Origin of the sequence: Pedobacter sp. Leaf194 (assembly GCF_001423945.1) — a bacterium.
In the GTDB taxonomy this organism is placed as follows: Bacteria; Bacteroidota; Bacteroidia; order Sphingobacteriales; family Sphingobacteriaceae; genus Pedobacter.
On sequence record NZ_LMPU01000012.1, the window covers coordinates 162,372 to 182,239 of the forward strand.

General features: G+C 40.4%; 11 protein-coding genes. 6 read left to right on the forward strand and 5 right to left on the reverse strand.

Annotation, left to right across the window (positions count from 1 at the left end; genetic code table 11):
• Positions 1 to 66: 66 nt before the first annotated feature.
• Positions 67 to 2,352, reverse strand: coding sequence for a GH92 family glycosyl hydrolase (locus ASG14_RS17695; protein WP_056872407.1), 2,286 nt, complete (start codon positions 2,350 to 2,352; stop codon positions 67 to 69).
• 186 nt (positions 2,353 to 2,538) lie between these two features.
• Between ASG14_RS17695 and mnmA the strand changes: the two genes are divergently transcribed.
• Positions 2,539 to 3,630, forward strand: coding sequence for a tRNA 2-thiouridine(34) synthase MnmA (gene mnmA / locus ASG14_RS17700; RefSeq protein WP_056872408.1), 1,092 nt, complete (start codon positions 2,539 to 2,541; stop codon positions 3,628 to 3,630).
• Between the two features lie 192 nt (positions 3,631 to 3,822).
• Entirely contained in the window at positions 3,823 to 4,530 is a 708-nt protein-coding gene (aqpZ, locus tag ASG14_RS17705) for an aquaporin Z (protein ID WP_056872409.1), read from the forward strand.
• Between the two features lie 158 nt (positions 4,531 to 4,688).
• Here the strand turns inward: aqpZ and ASG14_RS17710 are convergent, their stop codons facing one another.
• Positions 4,689 to 5,204, reverse strand: a complete 516-nt coding sequence (locus tag ASG14_RS17710; protein WP_056872410.1) for a glutathione peroxidase — start codon at positions 5,202 to 5,204, stop codon at positions 4,689 to 4,691.
• Positions 5,205 to 5,793: 589 nt separating this feature from the next.
• Here ASG14_RS17710 and topA point away from each other — a divergent pair.
• Both topA and ASG14_RS17725 read left to right on the forward strand, forming a co-directional pair.
• Positions 5,794 to 8,355, forward strand: coding sequence for a type I DNA topoisomerase (gene topA / locus ASG14_RS17720; RefSeq protein ID WP_056872412.1), 2,562 nt, complete (start codon positions 5,794 to 5,796; stop codon positions 8,353 to 8,355).
• Positions 8,356 to 8,453: 98 nt separating this feature from the next.
• Positions 8,454 to 8,858, forward strand: a complete 405-nt coding sequence (locus ASG14_RS17725) for a hypothetical protein (protein ID WP_056872413.1) — start codon at positions 8,454 to 8,456, stop codon at positions 8,856 to 8,858.
• An 82-nt stretch (positions 8,859 to 8,940) separates the two neighbouring features.
• Here the strand turns inward: ASG14_RS17725 and ASG14_RS17730 are convergent, their stop codons facing one another.
• Positions 8,941 to 9,363, reverse strand: coding sequence for a nuclear transport factor 2 family protein (locus tag ASG14_RS17730; protein ID WP_056872414.1), 423 nt, complete (start codon positions 9,361 to 9,363; stop codon positions 8,941 to 8,943).
• Positions 9,364 to 9,573: 210 nt separating this feature from the next.
• Between ASG14_RS17730 and ASG14_RS17735 the strand changes: the two genes are divergently transcribed.
• Both ASG14_RS17735 and pbpC read left to right on the forward strand, forming a co-directional pair.
• Positions 9,574 to 15,168: an alpha-2-macroglobulin gene (locus ASG14_RS17735; protein WP_056872415.1), complete on the forward strand. Its 5,595-nt coding sequence runs from the start codon at positions 9,574 to 9,576 to the stop codon at positions 15,166 to 15,168.
• Positions 15,169 to 15,246: 78 nt separating this feature from the next.
• A complete protein-coding gene (gene pbpC, locus ASG14_RS17740) occupies positions 15,247 to 17,628 on the forward strand; it encodes a penicillin-binding protein 1C (RefSeq protein ID WP_056872416.1) in 2,382 nt (793 codons plus the stop codon).
• A gap of 335 nt (positions 17,629 to 17,963) precedes the next feature.
• On the opposite strand, the gene ASG14_RS17745 is transcribed toward pbpC, so the two are convergent.
• Together ASG14_RS17745 and ASG14_RS17750 are read right to left on the reverse strand one after the other, a co-directional pair.
• Positions 17,964 to 18,656, reverse strand: a complete 693-nt coding sequence (locus tag ASG14_RS17745) for a lysoplasmalogenase (protein WP_056872417.1) — start codon at positions 18,654 to 18,656, stop codon at positions 17,964 to 17,966.
• Positions 18,646 to 19,863 (reverse strand): sterol desaturase family protein, encoded by a 1,218-nt coding sequence (locus ASG14_RS17750; protein ID WP_056872418.1) that lies wholly within the window; start codon positions 19,861 to 19,863, stop codon positions 18,646 to 18,648. Before ASG14_RS17750 ends, ASG14_RS17745 begins: the two co-directional genes overlap by 11 nt.
• Positions 19,864 to 19,868 lie beyond the last annotated feature (5 nt).

Below are 19,868 nucleotides of genomic sequence, written 5' to 3' on the forward strand. Positions count from 1 at the left end.
TTTGGGAGGCTCAAAATTTCGTAAGCCGTTGTATTTGCAGCAGCTTGCAACTATAAACCTATTAACTTATTTGCTAGGCTTTGCCGACATATAAAACGTGAGTTTACCTCCATTGGTAATATCAGCGTGTTTAATTTGATGGTTGGTAATTTCCTTACCATTAAGTAAAACCTTTGCAACATACACGTTTTTATCGCTCTGCTTTAAAGCTTCAACGGTGAATGTTTTTCCATTTTCGAGCGTTAATACCGCGTTATTTACCAACGGACTGCCCAACGAATAAACATCGGAACCAGGTGATACCGGATAAAAGCCTAAAGATGAAAACATGTACCATGCACTCATTTGGCCGCAATCGTCATTACCACCTAAGCCATCAGCTGTAGGTTTATATTGCATATTAAGTATGTGGCGGATTTGCGCCTGCCCTTTATAAACTTCGTCGGTCCAGTTATAAAGATAAGCTACGTGGTGCGCCGGCTCATTTCCATGAACGTAGCCACCAATAATGCCTTCGCGGGTAATGTCTTCAGTATGTGCAAAAAATTCATCCGGCAAATGCATGCTGAATAAGGAATCCAAACGAGCAGCGAATTTCTTCTTTCCGCCCATTACTTCTATCATTGCAGCAGGATCATGAGGCACAAAAAAGCTGTAATTCCAACTATTTCCCTCAATAAAACCCTGTCCCTCCGTATCTTTTGGATCAAAGGCTTTTTTAAATGTTCCATCAGCTAGTTTCGGGCGCATAAAGCCTGATTTCGTGTCGTAATTATTCTTCCAGTTTTGCGAGCGTTTAATAAACTCGTTGTAAACCTCGGTTCTGTTTAATTTTTTTGCCAGTTGCGCAATCGCCCAGTCATCGTATGCATATTCCAGGGTGTTTGAAACAGAAACGCCGCTTTTTTCTGCAGGGATATAACCCATATCCATGTAATAGCCTATGCCTTCATAATCACGATGTTTTGCGGTAGCAACACAGGCATCTAAAGCTTTATTAGGGTTGCCATTGTATGTTCCCTTTATAATCGCATCAGCGATTACAGAAACACTGTGGTATCCACTCATACACCAGTTGTCGTTTGCGTAATGCGACCAGATTGGCAACATGTGTAAACTGCTTTGATCGTAATGCGCCATCATGGATTTAACCATATCATTACTTCTGCCAGGCTGCATAATGTTAAAAAACGGATGCAAGGCCCGGTAGGTATCCCAAAGGGAAAAAGTAGTATAGTTGGTAAAACCATCTGCTTTGTGAACGCCTTGATCTAAACCTTTATACTCCCCATTTACATCTGTATAAGTTGTAGGATTGATAAAAGCATGGTAAAGTGCCGTGTAAAAATTTATTTTATTGGTGTTTGATGTACTAACCTGAATTTTATTCAATTCTTTGTTCCAGTTTGATTGCGCCTGTGTTTTGACTTTATCAAAATCCCATCCCGAAATTTCTGCCCGCATATTTTGCAAAGCATTTTCCTGACTAACAGGCGATAAGGCAAATTTTATTTTTACTTTTTCACCCTCCTTTGTATCAAAATCAAAATACATTTTTAACTTTTTTCCGGCAATTTCAGGGAAGTTTTTGTCCTGATTAAATTTTCCCCAGAAACCCCGGTAAGCCTGTTTAGGATCATAGCTTTTGCGACCGTAGCTTTTAAAAGGTTTCGAAAAACTCATGGCGAAATAAACTGTCCTTGTTCTTGCCCAACCATTTGTTTGGCGGTAGCCGGTTACCAAGGTATCGTTAACAACGCGAACGTAAGTCCACACGGTTTTTTCTTCATAATTATAAATTCCGGCCATCAAATCCAAAATGATGTGCGATTGATCTGATTTTGGAAATGTGTATTGATGCATTCCCACCCGCGTTGTTGCGGTCAGCTCTGCCGTAATGTTATCGTCATCTAATTTTACTTTGTAATAACCAGCCTCTGCAGTTTCATTGGCATGTGAGTAGGCCGAGCGGTAACCCGATTTTGGATCATTTGCCGTTCCCGGGTTCATCTGCAATTTCCCTTGCGTTGGCATGATTAGAAAGTCGCCCAGATCTGAGTGACCGGTGCCGCTAAAATGTGTGTGACTAAAACCGGTCATCGTTTTATCTTCATACTTATAACCCGCACAATATTTGTAAACATCACCATTATATTTGCCATTAACCTCATAAGATAGTGTATCAGTTTCCGGACTCAACTGCACCGCACCAAAAGGAACCGTTGCACCCGGATAGGTATGCCCCATTTTTGATGTACCTATAATTGGTTTTACAAACTGCACTAAATTTTGCTGTGCCGACACTGCAACTGCAGATAGCAAAAGGCAAGGCAGGATAAATTTTTTAATCATATCAATTTAAAATTTAACTTAATTTTTAGATTTTCGAAGGTATCAATTTTATGGCAAATCTTCTATGGATGTAAATCTAAATCGTTTAACCAACACAAAAAATACAATCGGCTTTTTACAAGTAACTGACGGGCATTGGAGAAAAAGAAGTAAATAAACCTTATTTTTGCGCCCAATAGTTTTAAAATGAGCAAACACGGTAGAATTCTGGTAGCCATGAGTGGCGGGGTTGATAGTTCGGTAGCAGCTGTAATGTTGCACGAACAGGGTTATGAGGTTATCGGCTTAACCATGAAGACCTGGGATTATGCATCAGCTGGCGGCAGTAGTAAGGAAACTGGTTGCTGCTCACTTGATAGTATAAACGATGCCCGTACGCTTGCCGTTAACTATGGCTTTCCACACTATATTTTGGATATACGCGACGAATTTGGCGACTACGTTATCGACAACTTTGTTGATGAATACCTGGCAGGCAGAACGCCGAACCCTTGTGTTCTTTGTAATACGCACATTAAATGGGAAGCGCTGCTTAAACGGGCCAACAAATTAGATTGTGAATTTATTGCAACAGGCCATTATGCAAATATTCGCCAGCAAGATAGCGGGCGCTACGTAATCTCTAAGGGTAAAGACGAAAACAAAGATCAATCCTATGTGCTTTGGGGCGTTTCTCAAGAAAATCTTTCGCGAACAAAATTCCCTTTGGGTAGTTTTGCAAAATCCGAAATCAGGCAAATGGCTTTGGATATGGGTCAGGAAGAATTGGCAAAAAAATCTGAAAGTTATGAAATTTGCTTTGTTCCAGACAACGATTACCGTGCTTTTTTAAAGCACAAGGTAGAAGATTTAGAAGAGCGTGTTGCAGGTGGCAATTTTATTTTAAGTAACGGAATGGTGGTTGGCCAGCATAAAGGCTATCCATTTTACACCATTGGGCAGCGTAAAGGATTAGGAATAGCCTTTGGCGAGCCTATGTTTGTTACTCAAATTTTGCCGGAAAGCAATACAGTTGTACTTGGCCGTGCTGATGAACTTGAGCGTAAAGAAGCAATGGTACGCAATATAAACCTGGTAAAATATGCTGGTATCGAAGAGCCAATGAATGATGTGATTACAAAGATTCGCTATAAAGATGCCGGAATGCTAAGCACAATTGTGCAGGAAAAAGATAGAATGCGGGTGGTGTTTGATCATAACGTATCAGCAATTGCTCCCGGACAATCGGCTGTCTTTTATGAGGGCAATGACCTTCTCGGCGGTGGTTTTCTGGTTTAGTTTCACTAAAAATAATATAAACTCAATCCCGGCAGCACATCCTGCCGGGATTTTTTTTTAGTCTTTTCTAATTAAAATCACTATTCCATTTCTTATTTATTCCCAAAAGCTATACCAAGTAAGATTTTTTTCTTTACTTTGAATCATCATCGTCCCTATAATTTTTGGTTTAAAAATTTTAACAATAATTATATGGAAACATCAAAATTCTCAAAGTTTACCGCCGAATTTCTTGGCACATTAGTATTGGTTTTAATGGGTTGTGGCAGCGCAGTCATTGCAGGTGCCGATGGCACAACAGGCGTAGGTTTGTTGGGAATCTCTTTTGCATTTGGTTTATCAGTTGTTGCAATGGCTTACGCGATAGGGCATATTTCGGGCTGCCATATTAATCCGGCAATTTCAATTGGTATGGTTGTAGCAGGAAGAATGAAAGCCGCCGAAGCTGCTTATTACATTATTGCACAAATTTTGGGCGCCATTGCCGGTGCCGCGTTACTTTATTTAATTGTAAGCAATCAGGCAAATTTCGAAATGAAAGAATGGGCTTTAGGCTCGAACGGCTGGGGAACAGGGTATTTGGCCGAATATAATTCTACTGCGGCGTTTGTTGCCGAAGCAGCATTCACCTTTATTTTTTTACTGGTGATTTTTGGTGCAACATCCACAAAAAACATCAATGGTGGTTTTGCAGGTCTGGCTATCGGGCTTTCATTAGTGCTGATTCATATCGTTGGCATCAAAATTACAGGTGTTTCTGTTAATCCGGCCCGTAGCATTGGCCCTGCAGTTTTTGCCGGAGGTGAGGCCATAAAACAGGTTTGGATGTTTATTGCTGCTCCGGTTGTTGGCGCCGTTTTAAGCGCCGTTTTATGGAAATCGGTGCTCGAAAAGAACTAGATTAACTGTAAGGAAAACCCTGCAATTGAAGCTTGAGCTAAATTGCAATCGCAGGGCATAAAAAACAAAAAGGGTAAAAACGGAATGACCGCTTTTACCCTTTTTGATTTCTGTCTGCTTGGAGTGAAAAAGCTATTAACAACTCAACTACATAATGATTAGAGATTTTTTACAATCGCCTCATCCAAAGGTTTTGTTTTCGAGCGGAAACGGTGAACCAGCTCCCCTTTTTCATTAATTAAAAACTTCTCGAAATTCCATTTAATATCGCCTTGCTCCTCTGCATTAGTTTGCGTTGTTAAATATTTAAACAACGGACTAATATCATCGCCTTTAACACTGCTTTTCTCTGCCAGCGTGAAAGACACATTGTACTTTCCTGTACAGAATTCTTTAATTTCAGTATTGGTCGAAAACTCCTGCCCGCCAAAATTTCCTTCAGGGAAACCAATTACAACCACCTTTTTACCGTACTGTTTGTGAAGTTTTTCTAAATCTTCATACTGAGGTGTATAACCACATTTGGAAGCCGTGTTCACGATCAGGATTTTTTTGCCTTTAAATTTAGATAATTTAACTTCTTTGCCATCGATTGTTTTGAAGCTGAAGTCGTAAACGTTCTTTGGTGGATTAGGCACCAAAAAGTTTAATAGAATGAGGATAGTATTTATCATTGCTGTTTTATTTATATATACGAATATAGGTACAAATAGTTTTCACATCGGTAATGATGTTGTAAATAATACAATCTTTTAAGTATTTGTAAAGGCAGGCAATAATCTATTCACGAAAATGCAGCCCCGCCATACGCTACAATCTTTTTTAATCGCTGCCAGTTTTTATCTGATCGTGTTATTGGAAGAAAGGTCTAGGACATCTTTTACGGTGGTGCAATAAAAAAGGATTTTCGCTGCTGTCTGGTTTAAAAAGGAAGTTTTGTGCTTTTCTTGACGGCTTGCTTAGCACAATCGCCATAAACCATTAATAGCAATTCTATCTGCGCCACCTAAACCCGACTGTGTGGAAAACCCGCAGGCCGAGGTACGAGGTTGAGGATTTGAAACAGAGGGCGGGACGGAACCGAATTAAAAACACAGGAATTGCTTTCCAAAATCGTAACAAAAAAAGCGTAGATTTTTATGGTAATTTTATCAGAAAACGAATTCAATTATGGATTAATCTCAAAACAAAATTTGTATTAAATAATGCTCAAGTTTGGATTTATCCTTTAATTATAGCTTTATTTGCACAAAATCGTATTTCATGGCCAAAAACTTATTAATCGTCGAGTCACCCGCAAAAGCTAAAACCATAGAAGGCTATCTAGGCAAAGATTTCCTCGTTAAATCTAGCTATGGCCATATCCGGGATTTAGCTAAGGGCGATATGGCGATTGATATTGCAAACGATTTTGCCCAGAAATACGAGGTTCCGGCAGACAAGAAGGCACTTGTAGCTGAATTAAAAAAACTTGCTAAGGATGCCGAAATGGTATGGCTTGCATCCGATGAAGACCGCGAAGGTGAAGCCATTTCATGGCACTTGTTCGAAACCTTGGGTTTGAAAGTGGAAAAAACCAAACGTATTGTTTTTCATGAGATTACCAAACCAGCAATTTTAAAAGCCATTGATAGTCCGAGGGCAATTGACTACAACTTAGTTAATGCTCAGCAAGCCCGTCGTGTTTTAGACAGATTAGTAGGTTTCGAACTTTCGCCTGTTTTATGGAAGAAAGTTAAACCATCTCTTTCTGCAGGCCGTGTGCAATCGGTAGCAGTAAGGTTAATTGTTGACAGAGAAAGAGAAGTTCAAAACTTTAACGCAGCAGCAGCCTTTAAAATAACTACACAATTCTTAACCGGTAAAGGGAAAGAAATTGTAAAAGCAGAATTACCCCAACGCTTTGAAAGCGAAGCAGATGCGGAAAAATTCTTACAAGATTGTGCTACCGCACAATTTAACATCAGCAGTTTAGAAACAAAACCAGCCAAACGGAATCCGGCCGCACCCTTTACCACTTCAACGCTACAACAGGAAGCTTCTAGAAAATTAGGGTTCCCGGTGGCGCGAACCATGCAGGTTGCCCAACGCTTGTACGAGGCTGGTAAAATTACGTACATGAGAACAGATTCCTTAAACCTATCGGAAACTGCTTTAAACGCAGCTGCCGCTGAAATCAAATCAGCATACGGCGATAAATACCATCAACAGCGGGTGTACAGAACTAAGTCTGCTGGTGCTCAGGAGGCTCACGAGGCCATCCGCCCTACTTATTTCGACAGACATACTGTTGACGGTGATATTTCGGAAAAGCGTTTATATGATTTAATCTGGAAAAGAGCAATCGCCTCGCAAATGAGCGAAGCTTTGTTTGAAAAAACAACCGCTCAGATCACCGCATCAACCCGTAAAGAACATTTGGTTGCAGAAGGTGAAGTGCTAAAATTCGACGGTTTCCTTAAAGTTTATTTAGAATCTACAGATGAAGAGGAAGGTGAAGAAAAAGAAGGTGGTTCGATTCTGCCTCCTTTAGCGAAAGGTCAGGAATTATTTTTAAAGGAAATGCAGGCAACAGAACGTTATTCACGTCCGCCGGCAAGATATACAGAAGCAAGTTTAGTTAAGAAATTAGAGGAACTTGGCATTGGCCGTCCATCTACGTATGCACCGACAATTTCGACGGTTCAAAATCGTGGTTATGTTGTAAAAGAAGACAGGGATGGTAAACAGCGTAAGTTTACAGCTATAATTCTGGCTGATGGAAAGGTTTCTAAAGATTCCAGGACTGAAATAACGGGCGCTGAAAAGCAAAAACTCTTTCCTACGGATATTGGTGAAGTTGTAAACGATTTTCTGGTTGAACATTTCAAAGGAATTGTGGATTTCAACTTCACTGCAAAAGTCGAAAAAGAATTTGATGAGATTGCCCAGGGCTTACAGGAATGGACGAAAATGTTGCACTCTTTTTATAGTCCTTTCCATTCAGAAGTAGAAACTACTTTGGAAACAGCCGAGCGTGCAACCGGCGAACGCCTACTCGGTTTAGACCCCGCAACAGGCAAAAACGTGTATACCAAGGTCGGGAAATTTGGACCACTGGTGCAAATTGGCGAACTTGATGAAGAAGAAAAACCACGTTACGCCAGCTTAATGCGCAGCCAATCTGTGGCGACCATTACGTTAGGTGAGGCTTTAGAGTTATTCAAACTTCCGATGCAATTGCCAGATTTTGAAGGCAAAGAAGTAATGATTGGTGTTGGCCGTTTTGGGCCCTATGTAAAATGGGGTGAAGCTTTTATTTCCCTGCCTAAAAACGAAGAGCCACTTTCTGTTACCTATGAAAGGGCAGTTCAGATTATACAGGAGAAAATGGACGCTGATGCGCCTATCGCCTATTATGAAGGTTTAGGTGTTACTAAGGGCAAAGGCCGTTTTGGCCCCTTTATTAAATGGAACGACTTGTTCATAAATATTCCGGCTAAAGGTTATGATTTCGATAATTTAACGCAGGCCGATATTGAAACCTTGATAGGCAAAAAAGTAGAAAAAGAGGCGAACCGATACATAAAAACCTGGGATGCAGAGAAAATTTCCATCGAAAACGGCCGTTGGGGACCTTTTATCCGTTTTGGAAAATTGATGCTTAAGCTTAGAAATAACGCGGCTACAAAACAAAAATATACAGTTGAAGAACTGGCAGAGGTTGATCTTGATGTAATTAAGAAGATGATTGTAGAACAGGTTCCTAACGCTTTTGAAACTAAGAAGAAAGCACCAGCGAAAAAGAAGGCTCCGGCTAAAAAGGCTGTGGCAAAGAAAAAATAAAAAAGAGCGAAAGATTTCAATGATTTTTCAATCGATTTTGAGCAATCAGTGATTTTTGTAATCCCTCAATAAGCAATTACCCATTTAATCATTAAAAATTGAAAGCAGATTTACCAGAAAATTCAGTAGAAGATATCGCGATGGCTGTTGTGCTGATGAGCGAAACTCCAGAGGTAAAAAACTGGACCGTTTATCTGGTGAACTTAAAAAACGAGCCGATTTCAAATGTGCTTATCAGTTCAAAAGGTTACGGAGAGAAAGACGGGAAGCAGGTTAAAACATCTGTTTTAAGGCATTTCATCGGAGATATGGACGCAAATGACTTTAAAGGTGTTGAGGCAATAGACCCGGAAGTTTTTGGCCTAACAAACGAGTATTGGTTAAGTTATTATATCGGTTCTACAATTTACGATAAGAAATTTATTTTCCTGCCAGAAAGCATAGTTGATTCCAATCTAATTAAAATCCCATTGGTAAACAGGCCTGGCGTTATGATTAAGTGAAAGTTTGCAAGCAATTATCCAAATGCATTAACGTGCTGATTTATTTAGATTTAGCACCTGATACACGAAGTTTTTAATTCGATTAAGGCACCTTAACCGCCTGCCTGCCGAGTAATTTCCATCCCCCATTTTCCCTACTCCAGATTAGCAGAATGTATAATTTTACGTTGCCCGGAACATTTTTATCGTTGGTTTTAGCCGTTAATGTATGACGAACCAATGCCGTTTTGTGTTGTACAATTACGCTTTGTTCTGTTAAATTCACATCAACAAAATCTGATTCGCCAGACAACAACGAATGCATAAATTGTTGCTTGGTTTGAATCTTCCCGCTTGAATGGCCATAACTCAAATTTTCTAAAATAAGCCTATCCAGAGCCACACTATCGGGAGTTACCATCAGTTTGGCAAGCTTATTTACGGCAGCCTCCACTTCAGCTTTCTGCGCAAAAGCAAAGTTGGTAAGCAAAATCAGGGTCGAAAAAAGCAGTAGTTTCTTAATCATATATAGTTAGAATGGATGATGCTGTAAACTTATCCAAATCCATTCAAATGCGCAAATAGAAATTTTACACCCAATATTAAAAAAAAATTAAAATTGCTTATTTCCTGAAATGGGAAAGAACTAAATCTTCACATCTCTATAATTTTCAACATAATTAGTTTTAACTGAAATTTTAGTTAATTTTCAAACACATCTAATTATGATTTCAAAATGGAACAACCTTCTACCTACCAATCATCATCCAAAAAGAAATTTATTTTTATAGGCCTGCTGGTGCTTTCAATAGGAGCAATCGTATTTATTTACTTTAATCGAAAGAAAAAAACGAATGAAGACAACCAGGCTTATGCAAAATACATAGAGGCTTATACCTCTGGAACCATCTCAAAAAAGAGTTTTATCCGCATACATTTAGCCAATGCAGCTAGTGGAATGCAGGACTTAGGCAAAGCAGATTCGAGGGATTTATTTGATTTCTCTCCATCAATTTCTGGAAAAACCTATTGGATTGACCCGCAAACAGTAGAATTTCGCCCGGATGAAAACATGAAACCCGGAAAAGAATACGAGGCAACCTTTAAGCTGGCCGAGGTTTCGGCAACGGAGAAAGGTTTGGAAGATTTCGATTTCGAATTTAAAGTAATTACGCCGGGTGTAATGGTTTCGCAAAACGGCCTGATTTCTCAAAACAATACCTCGTTGGATTACATGAAACTGATTGGAGAAGTAGCAACCGCCGACATTGAAGAAACAGCCAGAATCGAAAAAATAATTGAGCTTGATTTTGACCAGAAACTGAAAATTAAATGGCAGCATGATCCTGCTAAAAACAGCTCCAGGTTTACTATCGATAGCATTAAAAAGAAAAGTGAAGACCAAACTTTAAAAATTAATTGGGACGGGGACGCTATTGATGCCGAGCAGAAAGGTGAAGAAGAAATCCGAATTCCGGCCCTTAATAAGTTCGAAATTTTGGATATGAAAGCCATTCAGGGTCAAGAAGATTATGCACTCGTACAGTTTTCTGAACCAATAAACGTTGCGCAGGATTTAACAGGAATGATTACGCTCGGAAATTTAAGTAACCTGCGCTATACGATAGATGCCAGTCAGGTTAAGGTTTATGCTGCTGAAGATTTAAAAGGCAGTTACACCCTGAGTGTAAATAATGGAGTAGAAAATATTAATGGTAAAGCGCTAACAGGCGGAAAAACGGCAAGCCTCGTTTTTGAAGATAAAATTCCATCAGTAACCATAGCAGGTGGCGGAACAATTTTGCCAAATTCCGGCAAGCTTGTTTTACCTTTCGAGGCTATAAATTTAAAAGCTGTAGATGTTACCGTTATTAAAATTTATGAAAATAATATTCCGCAGTTTTTTCAAACCAATAGTTATAAAGATGGCAATGAGTTACGCAGGGTTGCGAAACCTATCCTCCAGAAAACGGTTCGTTTAGATGAAGATAAGTCACTAAACCTCCACAAAAAAAACCGATTCACACTCGACTTAGATAAAATGATTCGCACAGAACCGGGCGCCATGTATCGGGTTACGATCGCTTTCAGGCAGGAATATAACGCCTATAACTGTAAAGCTACTGAAGAAGCGCAGGTTAGCGATGGCGAAGGCGAAGACGAGTATGGCGAATACGATAATTATGGAGAAAAGATTGACGAAGACGATGATTTCTGGCAACGATACAATAATTATTATCCAAAAAATTACCAATGGAATGATAAAGGAAACCCCTGCACGCCATCGTTCTACACAAATGAAAAGTGGGCAAGCAGAAACCTGATAGCATCAAATATTGGCCTGGTTGCAAAACGCGGTAACGACAACAGCATGCTTATCATCGCTACAGATTTACGCACCGCAGAGCCTTTAAGTGGTGTCAACCTGGAGTTAATGGATTTTCAGAAGCAAATTATTTTCACTACAAAAACCGATGGTGATGGATTTGCCAGATTCGATTTAAAGCGTCAGCCATTTCTGCTAATTGCAAAGAATGGGTCCGAACGTGGCTATTTAAAACTCGATGATGGCAGTTCACTTCCTTTAAGTCGTTTCGATGTTGGAGGAGACGTGGTTCAAAGCGGATTAAAGGGGTTTATTTATGGCGAACGCGGCGTTTGGCGCCCGGGCGATAGTTTATTTGTATCGTTTGTATTAGAAGATAAACTGAAAAAATTACCGGCAAACTACCCGGTAACCATGGAGTTTTACAACCCTAAAGGGCAGTTGTACAAGCGACTGATTAATGGCAAACCATTAAATGGATTTTACACTTTCAAAACGGCAACTGAAAGCACTGCACCAACCGGAAACTGGCTGGCAAAAGTAAAAGCAGGTGGCGCAACATTTACTAAAACCCTGAAAATTGAAACGGTAATGCCAAACCGTTTAAAAATCGATTTCAACGTAGGCAACAGAACTTATTTAAGTACGGGTACATCTGCTGCCACACTAACCGCCAAGTGGCTGTTTGGCTCGCCGGCGCAGAACTTAAAAGCAAAAGTTGATGTTAACTTAAACACTACCGAAACAAAGTTTAAAGGTTTCGAGGGATTTAGTTTTGATAACCCGACTGTGAACTTTGAGTCGCAGGTTAAAACCATTTTTGAAGGCGCTTTAAATGCTGCTGGAATGGCACAAATTAATACAAACTTGAACGAGAACAATACTGCTCCGGGCGTTTTGAGAGCCAACTTCACCACGAAAGTTTTCGAGCCGGGTGGAAATTTCAGCATAGATAATTTCAGTATTCCTTATCACGTTTATAAAAGCTATCTGGGTATCCGACCTGAAAAAGGCGATAAATTGAGCGGTATGTTAGTTACCGGAAAAGATCATAAAATTGAAATTGTAAATGTTAACACCGACGGTAAGTTGCTTGCTGGAACTAAGACTGTACAAGTAGAATTGTACAAAACACAATGGCGTTGGTGGTGGGAACAAGACAGTGAGTATACCTATGCAAACTTTACGCAAAACCAGTACAACAAGTTAGTAGAAACGCACCAGGTAAAACTAGTTAACGGAAAAGGGAATTGGAATTTACGTATAGACGAACCGGAATGGGGCCGTTATCTGATACTTGTTCGCGATGAAAATGGCGGCCATGTTACCGGAAAATCCGTTTATGTAGATTGGCCAGGTTGGGCCCAGCGAGAACAGGCTGCTAATCCGACCGAGGCATCTATGCTATCTTTTACTGCTAATAAAGAGAAATTTACCGTCGGTGAAGACATCACTTTAACCATTCCAACTGCGAAAAATGGCAGGGCTTTAATTTCTGTTGAGAATGGAAGTCGGGTTTTAAAAACGTTTTGGATTGATACCAAAGCCGGACAAACGCAATATAAGTTTAAGGCCGAAAAGGAAATGGCCCCAAATGTTTTCGCAAATATTACGCTTCTACAGCCACATGCGCAAACCGTAAACGATTTGCCAATAAGGATGTACGGTGCAATCCCGCTCTCCGTTGAAGACCCTCAGACGATTTTAAAACCAACAATTAAGATGTTGGACAAAATCAAACCAGAAACGGAAAATACCATCACCGTTGGCGAGCAAAACGGTAAAGCTATGACTTACACCATTGCATTGGTTGATGAGGGCCTACTGGATTTGACACGCTTCAAAACCCCAGACCCACATAGCGCTTTCTATGCACGTGAAGGTTTAGGCGTAAAAACCTGGGATTTATTTGATTACGTTCTAGGCGCCTGGGGCGGAAATCTCGAACGCATTTTAAGCATTGGTGGCGACGGCAGCATCAATAAAAATTTGAATCCCGCAAAGGCAAATCGATTTCAAGCCGTTGTTAAATTTATGGGGCCATACACAATTGGAAAGGGCGAAAGCAAAACGCATAAATTTAAGCTACCACAATATATTGGCGCCGTTAGGGCTATGGTTGTTGCAGGCCAGGATGCTGCTTACGGTTTTGCAGAAAAATCAGTTCAGGTAAAAAAACCTTTAATGGTGTTGGCCACATTGCCACGGGTTATTGGTCCGGGTGAGAGTTTTACCCTGCCAGTTACCGTTTTTGCTACCGAAAACAATTTGAAAAATGTTTCTGTTCAACTGCAGGCTAGTAATTTAATTGTACAAGGAACAAACAAACAGCAGCTGTATTATCAAAAAACGGGCGAGCAAATGGCCTACTTTGAAGTTAAAGCGCCAAATACCGTTGGCATTGCCAAAGTAAAAGTGATTGCCCAAAGTGGCGCAGAGAAAACCGTTTACGATGTTGAAATGGACATCAGAAATCCGAACCCTTACATAACCAATGTGGTTTCGGCGACTGTTCAACCTCATACTAAATGGGCGGTAAATTATCAACCTATCGGGATGACAGGAACAAATTCCGGGTCATTGGAAGTGTCGTCAATACCGGCAATTAATTTGGGTAAACGATTAGGTTATTTGATTCAATATCCTCATGGATGTATTGAGCAAACCACTTCAGGGATATTTCCTCAACTTTATTTAGATAGATTGAGCCCGTTAAATGAACAGCAAAAAGCCAAAACAGAAGCGAACATTAAAGCCGGCATTAATAGGTTAAAGGGTTTCCAAACTACTGATGGAGGTTTATCTTACTGGCCTGGCGAAGCGAATTCTGATGAGTGGGGAACTAACTATGCGGGCCATTTCTTAGTTGAGGCGCAAAACGCAGGTTATACCTTGCCAGTTGGGTTGATTGATGAATTGTTACGTTACCAGAAAACAAAGGCCACAAACTGGGCTCCAAACAGCAATAATTTTTATGGCGGAGATCTATCTCAGGCTTACCGTCTATATATGCTCGCCCTCGCAAAGAAACCAGAAATGGCGGCAATGAACCGTTTAAAAGCTTTTGAATATTTATCCGTTGCTGCAAAATGGCGCCTTGCTGCTGCTTACAAGTTAGCCGGCCAAAGTAATGTTGCGCTGAACATGATTAGTGGATTAGACACATCCATCCAACCGTACAAACAGCTGGGGGGCACTTATGGCTCGGATGTTCGTGATGAGGCGATGATTTTAGAAACGCTCACATTGCTTGGTCAAAAAGCAAAAGCCGCTGGTTTGCTCCAACCTTTAGCGGCCAAACTCGGCGAAAACACCTGGTACAGTACACAAACCACAGCATACAGTCTTTTAGCAATTGCTAAATTCTGTGGAGCGAACCAGTCATCAAATAAATTGCAATATCAATATAGTTTAGATGGAAAGTCTGCGCCTGTTAACTCCACTCAGTATTTGAACAGTACATCTATTAACTTTAAAGGCAATACCGCATCGGTTACCAATAACGGAAATAATGTGCTTTTTGTTCGGTTGGTTCTGGAAGGACAGCCCGTAGCCGGACAGAACAATTTTCTGCCTAACAAACCAGATGTTTTGGATATGAACGTTACTTACAAACGTTTAAACGGAACTGTATTAGATCCGACCACAATAAAACAAGGGACAGATTTCTACGCAGAGGTTTCGGTTAAAAATCCAGGTAGAATGGGCTATTATGAGCAAATGGCTTTAACTCAAATCTTTCCATCGGGTTGGGAAATTATAAATACCCGTGTAAATGATAATCAAAGCATCCTGGCATCATCTCCATTTACTTATCAGGATATTAGAGATGACAGGGTTTTCACTTACTTTAACATAAGGGAGAATGAAAGCCTGGTTTATAAGGTATTGCTTAATGCATCTTACGTTGGCAAATATTATCTATCGGCGGTTCAATGTGAAGCAATGTACAACAACGATATTTCTGCTACCCAAGCCGGGAAATGGGTTCAGGTTGTGAAGTAGCCAAAATAAACCTGCGAAGTTTCGAAGGCCAAAAACCGGGTCGAACTTCGCAGGTTTAATCATTCAACAATTCTTCGGATGCAAAAAATTCCTAGATCATTTTTTTTTACTGACATGATTTGCCTGGCTTTGCTCCTGGCATTTCTATTTTCTTTGCCTGCAAAGCTTTTTAAGTCCCCTACTTCATTTGTAGTCGAAGCCAGCAACGGAAATTTACTTAGTGCAGCGATTGCCAGCGACGGGCAGTGGCGGTTTCCTGTTGCAGATTCCGTTCCGGTAAAATTTAAATATTGCATTATAGCATTTGAGGATAAACGTTTTTACCATCACTTTGGGATTGATTTTTTGGCGATGAGCAGAGCCATGAGACAGAATTTTAAAGCTAAAAGTGTGGTTAGTGGTGGCAGTACCTTAACCATGCAGGTTATTCGCCTATCCCGAAGGCAAGACCGAACAATTTTGCAAAAACTGCTGGAGGTAATTCTGGCCTTGAGGTTGGAATTTAGGTACTCCAAAGAAGAAATTATTGGCCTATACGCAGCGAACGCCCCTTTTGGCAGTAACGTTGTGGGCCTTGAAGCTGCGAGTTGGCGTTATTATGGTCGCGATGCGAAGACATTATCCTGGGGCGAGATGGCTACGCTTGCTGTGCTTCCAAACAGCCCTTCTCTGGTTCGTCCAGGTAAAAATTCGGCAAGATTAATTAAAAAAAGGAATGATTTATTGGACAAATTAGCAAGGCTTGGGTATATCGACCAGTCTACAGCTAACCTTTCAAAATTAGAACCTGTACCTGGCAAGCCACTCCCATTACCTCAAAATGCGCCGCATTTACTTAACCGCTTTAAAATTGAAAGGGCAAGTCTTGAGGTGAGTTCAACCAGAATTAAATCGACAATTAACGAAGAACTTCAGCTCAAAATTAATTCTATCCTTAAGCGATACAATAACAGATACAGGGCTAATGACATTAACAACATTTCTGCATTGGTTTTGAACGCAAAAACCGGACAAGTAGTCAGTTATGTTGGCAATATTTATCAGCCTGAAAATGCCGATTTGCAAAGCCATGTCGACATGATTAAAGCACCGAGAAGCCCCGGCAGTACGCTTAAGCCGTTGTTGTATGCGAGTATGTTGAATGATGGCTTTATTTTGCCGAAAACATTAATTCCTGATATACCAACACAAATTGCAGGTTACTCGCCACAAAATTACGACCTGGGCTATGACGGGGCAATTTCTGCAGATAAAGCTTTGAGTCGCTCGCTAAATATTCCAGCTGTAAAAATGTTGCAGCAATATAAATATGAACGATTTTATGACAAGTTAAAAAAGTTAGGCATCGGCACTTTGAACCAGCCAGCAGACCACTACGGTCTGTCGCTTATTTTAGGCGGAAGTGAAGTTACCATGTGGGATTTGGCTAATACGTATATGGGCATGGTGAGAACACTAAATCATTTCAATACTTACAAAGGCCTTTATAATCCAGATGACTACAGCCAGGCAACTTACTTTGTAAGCAAAGAAATTGATAATAAGGACTATGAGCGAACTTCCTTTTTGGATCATGGCGCCATTTGGGCAACCTTTAATGCGATGGAAGAAGTAATGCGGCCCGGCGATGAGGGTTTGTGGGAACAATTTTCGTCTTCGCAAAGGGTGGCCTGGAAAACGGGCACAAGTTTCGGCTTTCGGGATGCCTGGGCAGTTGGTTTAACGCCAAACTATGTGGTTTGTGTGTGGGTTGGCAACGCCGATGGTGAAGGAAGGCCTGGTTTGGTCGGAATTGAAGCCGCTGCGCCGGTTTTATTCGATATTTTTAAACAATTACCTAACGGAAAGTGGTTTGAAACACCGAAAACGAAACTTAAAAAGCTAAGAATTTGCAAGCAGAGCGGTTATAAAGCCGGTGAAAATTGTACCGATGTTGTGGAGGAAATGGTACCGGTTGCAGGTGAAAAAACGGCCATTTGCCCATTTCATAAGATGATACATTTAGACAAGGGTGGTACCCATCGCGTTACTGACGAATGTGAAAGCGTAAACAGCATGCAACATAAAAGCTGGTTCATTTTACCGCCGGCAATGGAATATTATTACAAAATTAAAAACAGCGATTACAGAAGCCTGCCACCTTTCAAATCGGGCTGTACGCTTGGCGGTGGAAACACCGCGATGGAACTGATTTACCCTAAAAACGGTGCGGTTGTATATATTCCTTTGGAATTAGACGGGACCAGGGGTAAAATAGTACTGAACGCGGCACACAGAAATCAAAATTCTAAAATTTACTGGCATGTCGATAATGAGTACATCGCTACAACAACCAATTATCATCAACTTGCCGTTAGTCCGGCGCCGGGCAAACACACGCTAACGCTGGTTGATGAAAACGGTGAGCGTTTAGTGCAGAATTTTACTGTAATGGATAAGGAGAAAAAATCCGGAAATTAAATAGGAAAACCAGCAATAACAGTTAATTAATTGGGCTCTTTAAGCGTTAAAATCCTGCATCTACTAAAAAATACATAACCGAGCTGACTAAGGATTGAAGGTTTTCATTATTCGGAAAGAGCTTAAACGTAGCAAATGGTTGGCTTTGGGTCTTCATTGCAATGTTCTGTGTAAATAAACCTGATATAGTGGAAATACTTTTTTAAAAACCAGTAAGATTTTCAAAATCTTTCTGGTTTGAAAAAGATTGGAACGATAGCAGGACTGTCGCAACCGATTAACACAAAACATTGCTTTTCGAAAAAAGATAGCGTTTAAGGTTTTTACACCGCGGCTTAAATTTCTGTTTTTGTTATGATTAATTTTCGTTCTACGGTGCCGTAAACAATCAAAAATTGGGCAAGCATATAGGTTGCCATTATAAGTACACCGGCCTGCGGGATTGGCTGTGCGAACTTGTTTACGGCCAGGGCGCTATCAGATAAAAGAAAAAATAATGCGCCGTACAGAATAAGTTTATAGCTAAATATATTCACCTTCCCGTATCTGTTAACAGCCATAATGGCCATAAATGTAATGATGATGGCGTAGATTAAAACGGCGAACTGCATGGCGCCAAGAAAAGGCTGCAAGTAAAAGAATAAGCCAACACAAAAAATAATTAATGCGCCTACCGCCCATAAAAAGAAAGAATTTTTGAGATTTGGGTTCGATTTATGATCGAGGATAAATGCCCTGATATAATACACATGACAAAGTAAAAAGGCGACTAAACCGTAGGTAAAAAAGCCTGGTCGACTGGTTTGCAGCATCAAAAAAACGTCGCCGGCGAGCGCAAAAATTAATCCGGTAAAGATGCGCTTATGAAAACGACCTTTTAGTTTAGTAGCTAAATAAAGCCAAACCAAAAGAACAACTGCAATTAAAGGCTTTGAGAAGTTGCGAAGTGGAATATTGCCCGTAGATTCTGCATAAAGTTGAATGACGAATATGAGGGCAAAAATGAAGGAGAATAGCTTAGTTTTCATCGAGATAAAGGTTTGCCTTTTGCAAATTGAAAAACCAAATTACGGATATTAACTGAATGCCAGCAAATATAACCTGGTATCCGACTGGAAATTTTAACGCCAAAACGAGTACAAAGCCAAGCGCCAACCTCCAATATTCGAATTTCCTTAACCATTGCTTTTGTTCCAGTAACGCCCCACATGCCGTTAGTGTACACAAAGTAAAAATGGCGCCGCATATTAATGGCAGGGATGCTAATCTCGTGTATGAAAACAAGATAACCGAGCCAGCCGTTAATGCGATAAGGAACTGAACTAGTACATAAGCTGTCATTTTCGGGTGGTATTTTGGATTATACTTTTGATAAGTTTTAGCGTCGATTTCGGGCGCATTCTGGAAGCCACCTAAATCGGCTGGAAACCAGCCGGGCGGCTTGGTAAAAACTTTAATCTTATCGGCAAGGGTTGATGATTTGCGAGCAGTTTTTACCAATTCATCCCAATAATGAACGTTAGCCCAAACCGGATTCCAACTTGCTAATGGTTTGGTAATGCCATAGTAAACTTCTTCTTCCTCCTGTTGAAAAGTGCCAAAAATTCTATCCCAGATAATTAAAGTACCCGCATGGTTTTTGTCGATATATTTTGGATTGGAACCATGATGCACACGGTGATGAGCAGGTGTATTTAATATGTACTCAAGAAAACCCATCGATTTAACAGACCTTGTATGGATCCAAAACTGATAAAGTGTATTGAAAGCACTCAGGGTTAAAAACATAACAGGGTCGAAACCGGCAAAGGCCAGAGGTAAATAAAACACCCAGCTAAACCATCCCTGAAACCAGCTTTGCCTAAGGGCTACCGTTAAATTATATTCTTCTGATTGATGATGAACAATGTGCGCCGCCCAAAGTGCATTTACCTGATGGCTCATCCGGTGAAACCAGTAATAAAAAAAATCGACTGCGATGAAAAGCGTGATCCACATCCAGATGGTTTTTGGCATTTCGAAAAGCCGCCAATGTTCGAAGATGTATTTGTAGCCGAAGAATAACGCCGTTTTCATGAAGATACCGGTGAGCTGTTGTCCTATCCCCTGACTTAGATTTGCAATGCTATCATTTAGCCTGTAATAATTTAGCTTGTAATAAAAATTGTAGGCCAGTTCCAAGCCAATAAGGATAAAAAAAACAGGTATAGATAGTGCAATGTAATCCACTTTCATTGGCA

Excerpts from the sequence above, each read along its gene's own strand:
- topA (WP_056872412.1), top strand. The coding sequence starts at position 5,794 with ATGGCCAAAAACTTATTAATCGTCGAGTCACCCGCAAAAGCTAAAACC.
- ASG14_RS17745 (WP_056872417.1), bottom strand. The coding sequence starts at position 18,656 with ATGAAAACTAAGCTATTCTCCTTCATTTTTGCCCTCATATTCGTCATT.
- ASG14_RS17750 (WP_056872418.1), bottom strand. The coding sequence starts at position 19,863 with ATGAAAGTGGATTACATTGCACTATCTATACCTGTTTTTTTTATCCTT.
- ASG14_RS17710 (WP_056872410.1), bottom strand. The coding sequence starts at position 5,204 with ATGATAAATACTATCCTCATTCTATTAAACTTTTTGGTGCCTAATCCA.
- aqpZ (WP_056872409.1), top strand. The coding sequence starts at position 3,823 with ATGGAAACATCAAAATTCTCAAAGTTTACCGCCGAATTTCTTGGCACA.
- ASG14_RS17730 (WP_056872414.1), bottom strand. The coding sequence starts at position 9,363 with ATGATTAAGAAACTACTGCTTTTTTCGACCCTGATTTTGCTTACCAAC.
- mnmA (WP_056872408.1), top strand. The coding sequence starts at position 2,539 with ATGAGCAAACACGGTAGAATTCTGGTAGCCATGAGTGGCGGGGTTGAT.
- pbpC (WP_056872416.1), top strand. The coding sequence starts at position 15,247 with ATGCAAAAAATTCCTAGATCATTTTTTTTTACTGACATGATTTGCCTG.
- ASG14_RS17735 (WP_056872415.1), top strand. The coding sequence starts at position 9,574 with ATGGAACAACCTTCTACCTACCAATCATCATCCAAAAAGAAATTTATT.
- ASG14_RS17695 (WP_056872407.1), bottom strand. The coding sequence starts at position 2,352 with ATGATTAAAAAATTTATCCTGCCTTGCCTTTTGCTATCTGCAGTTGCA.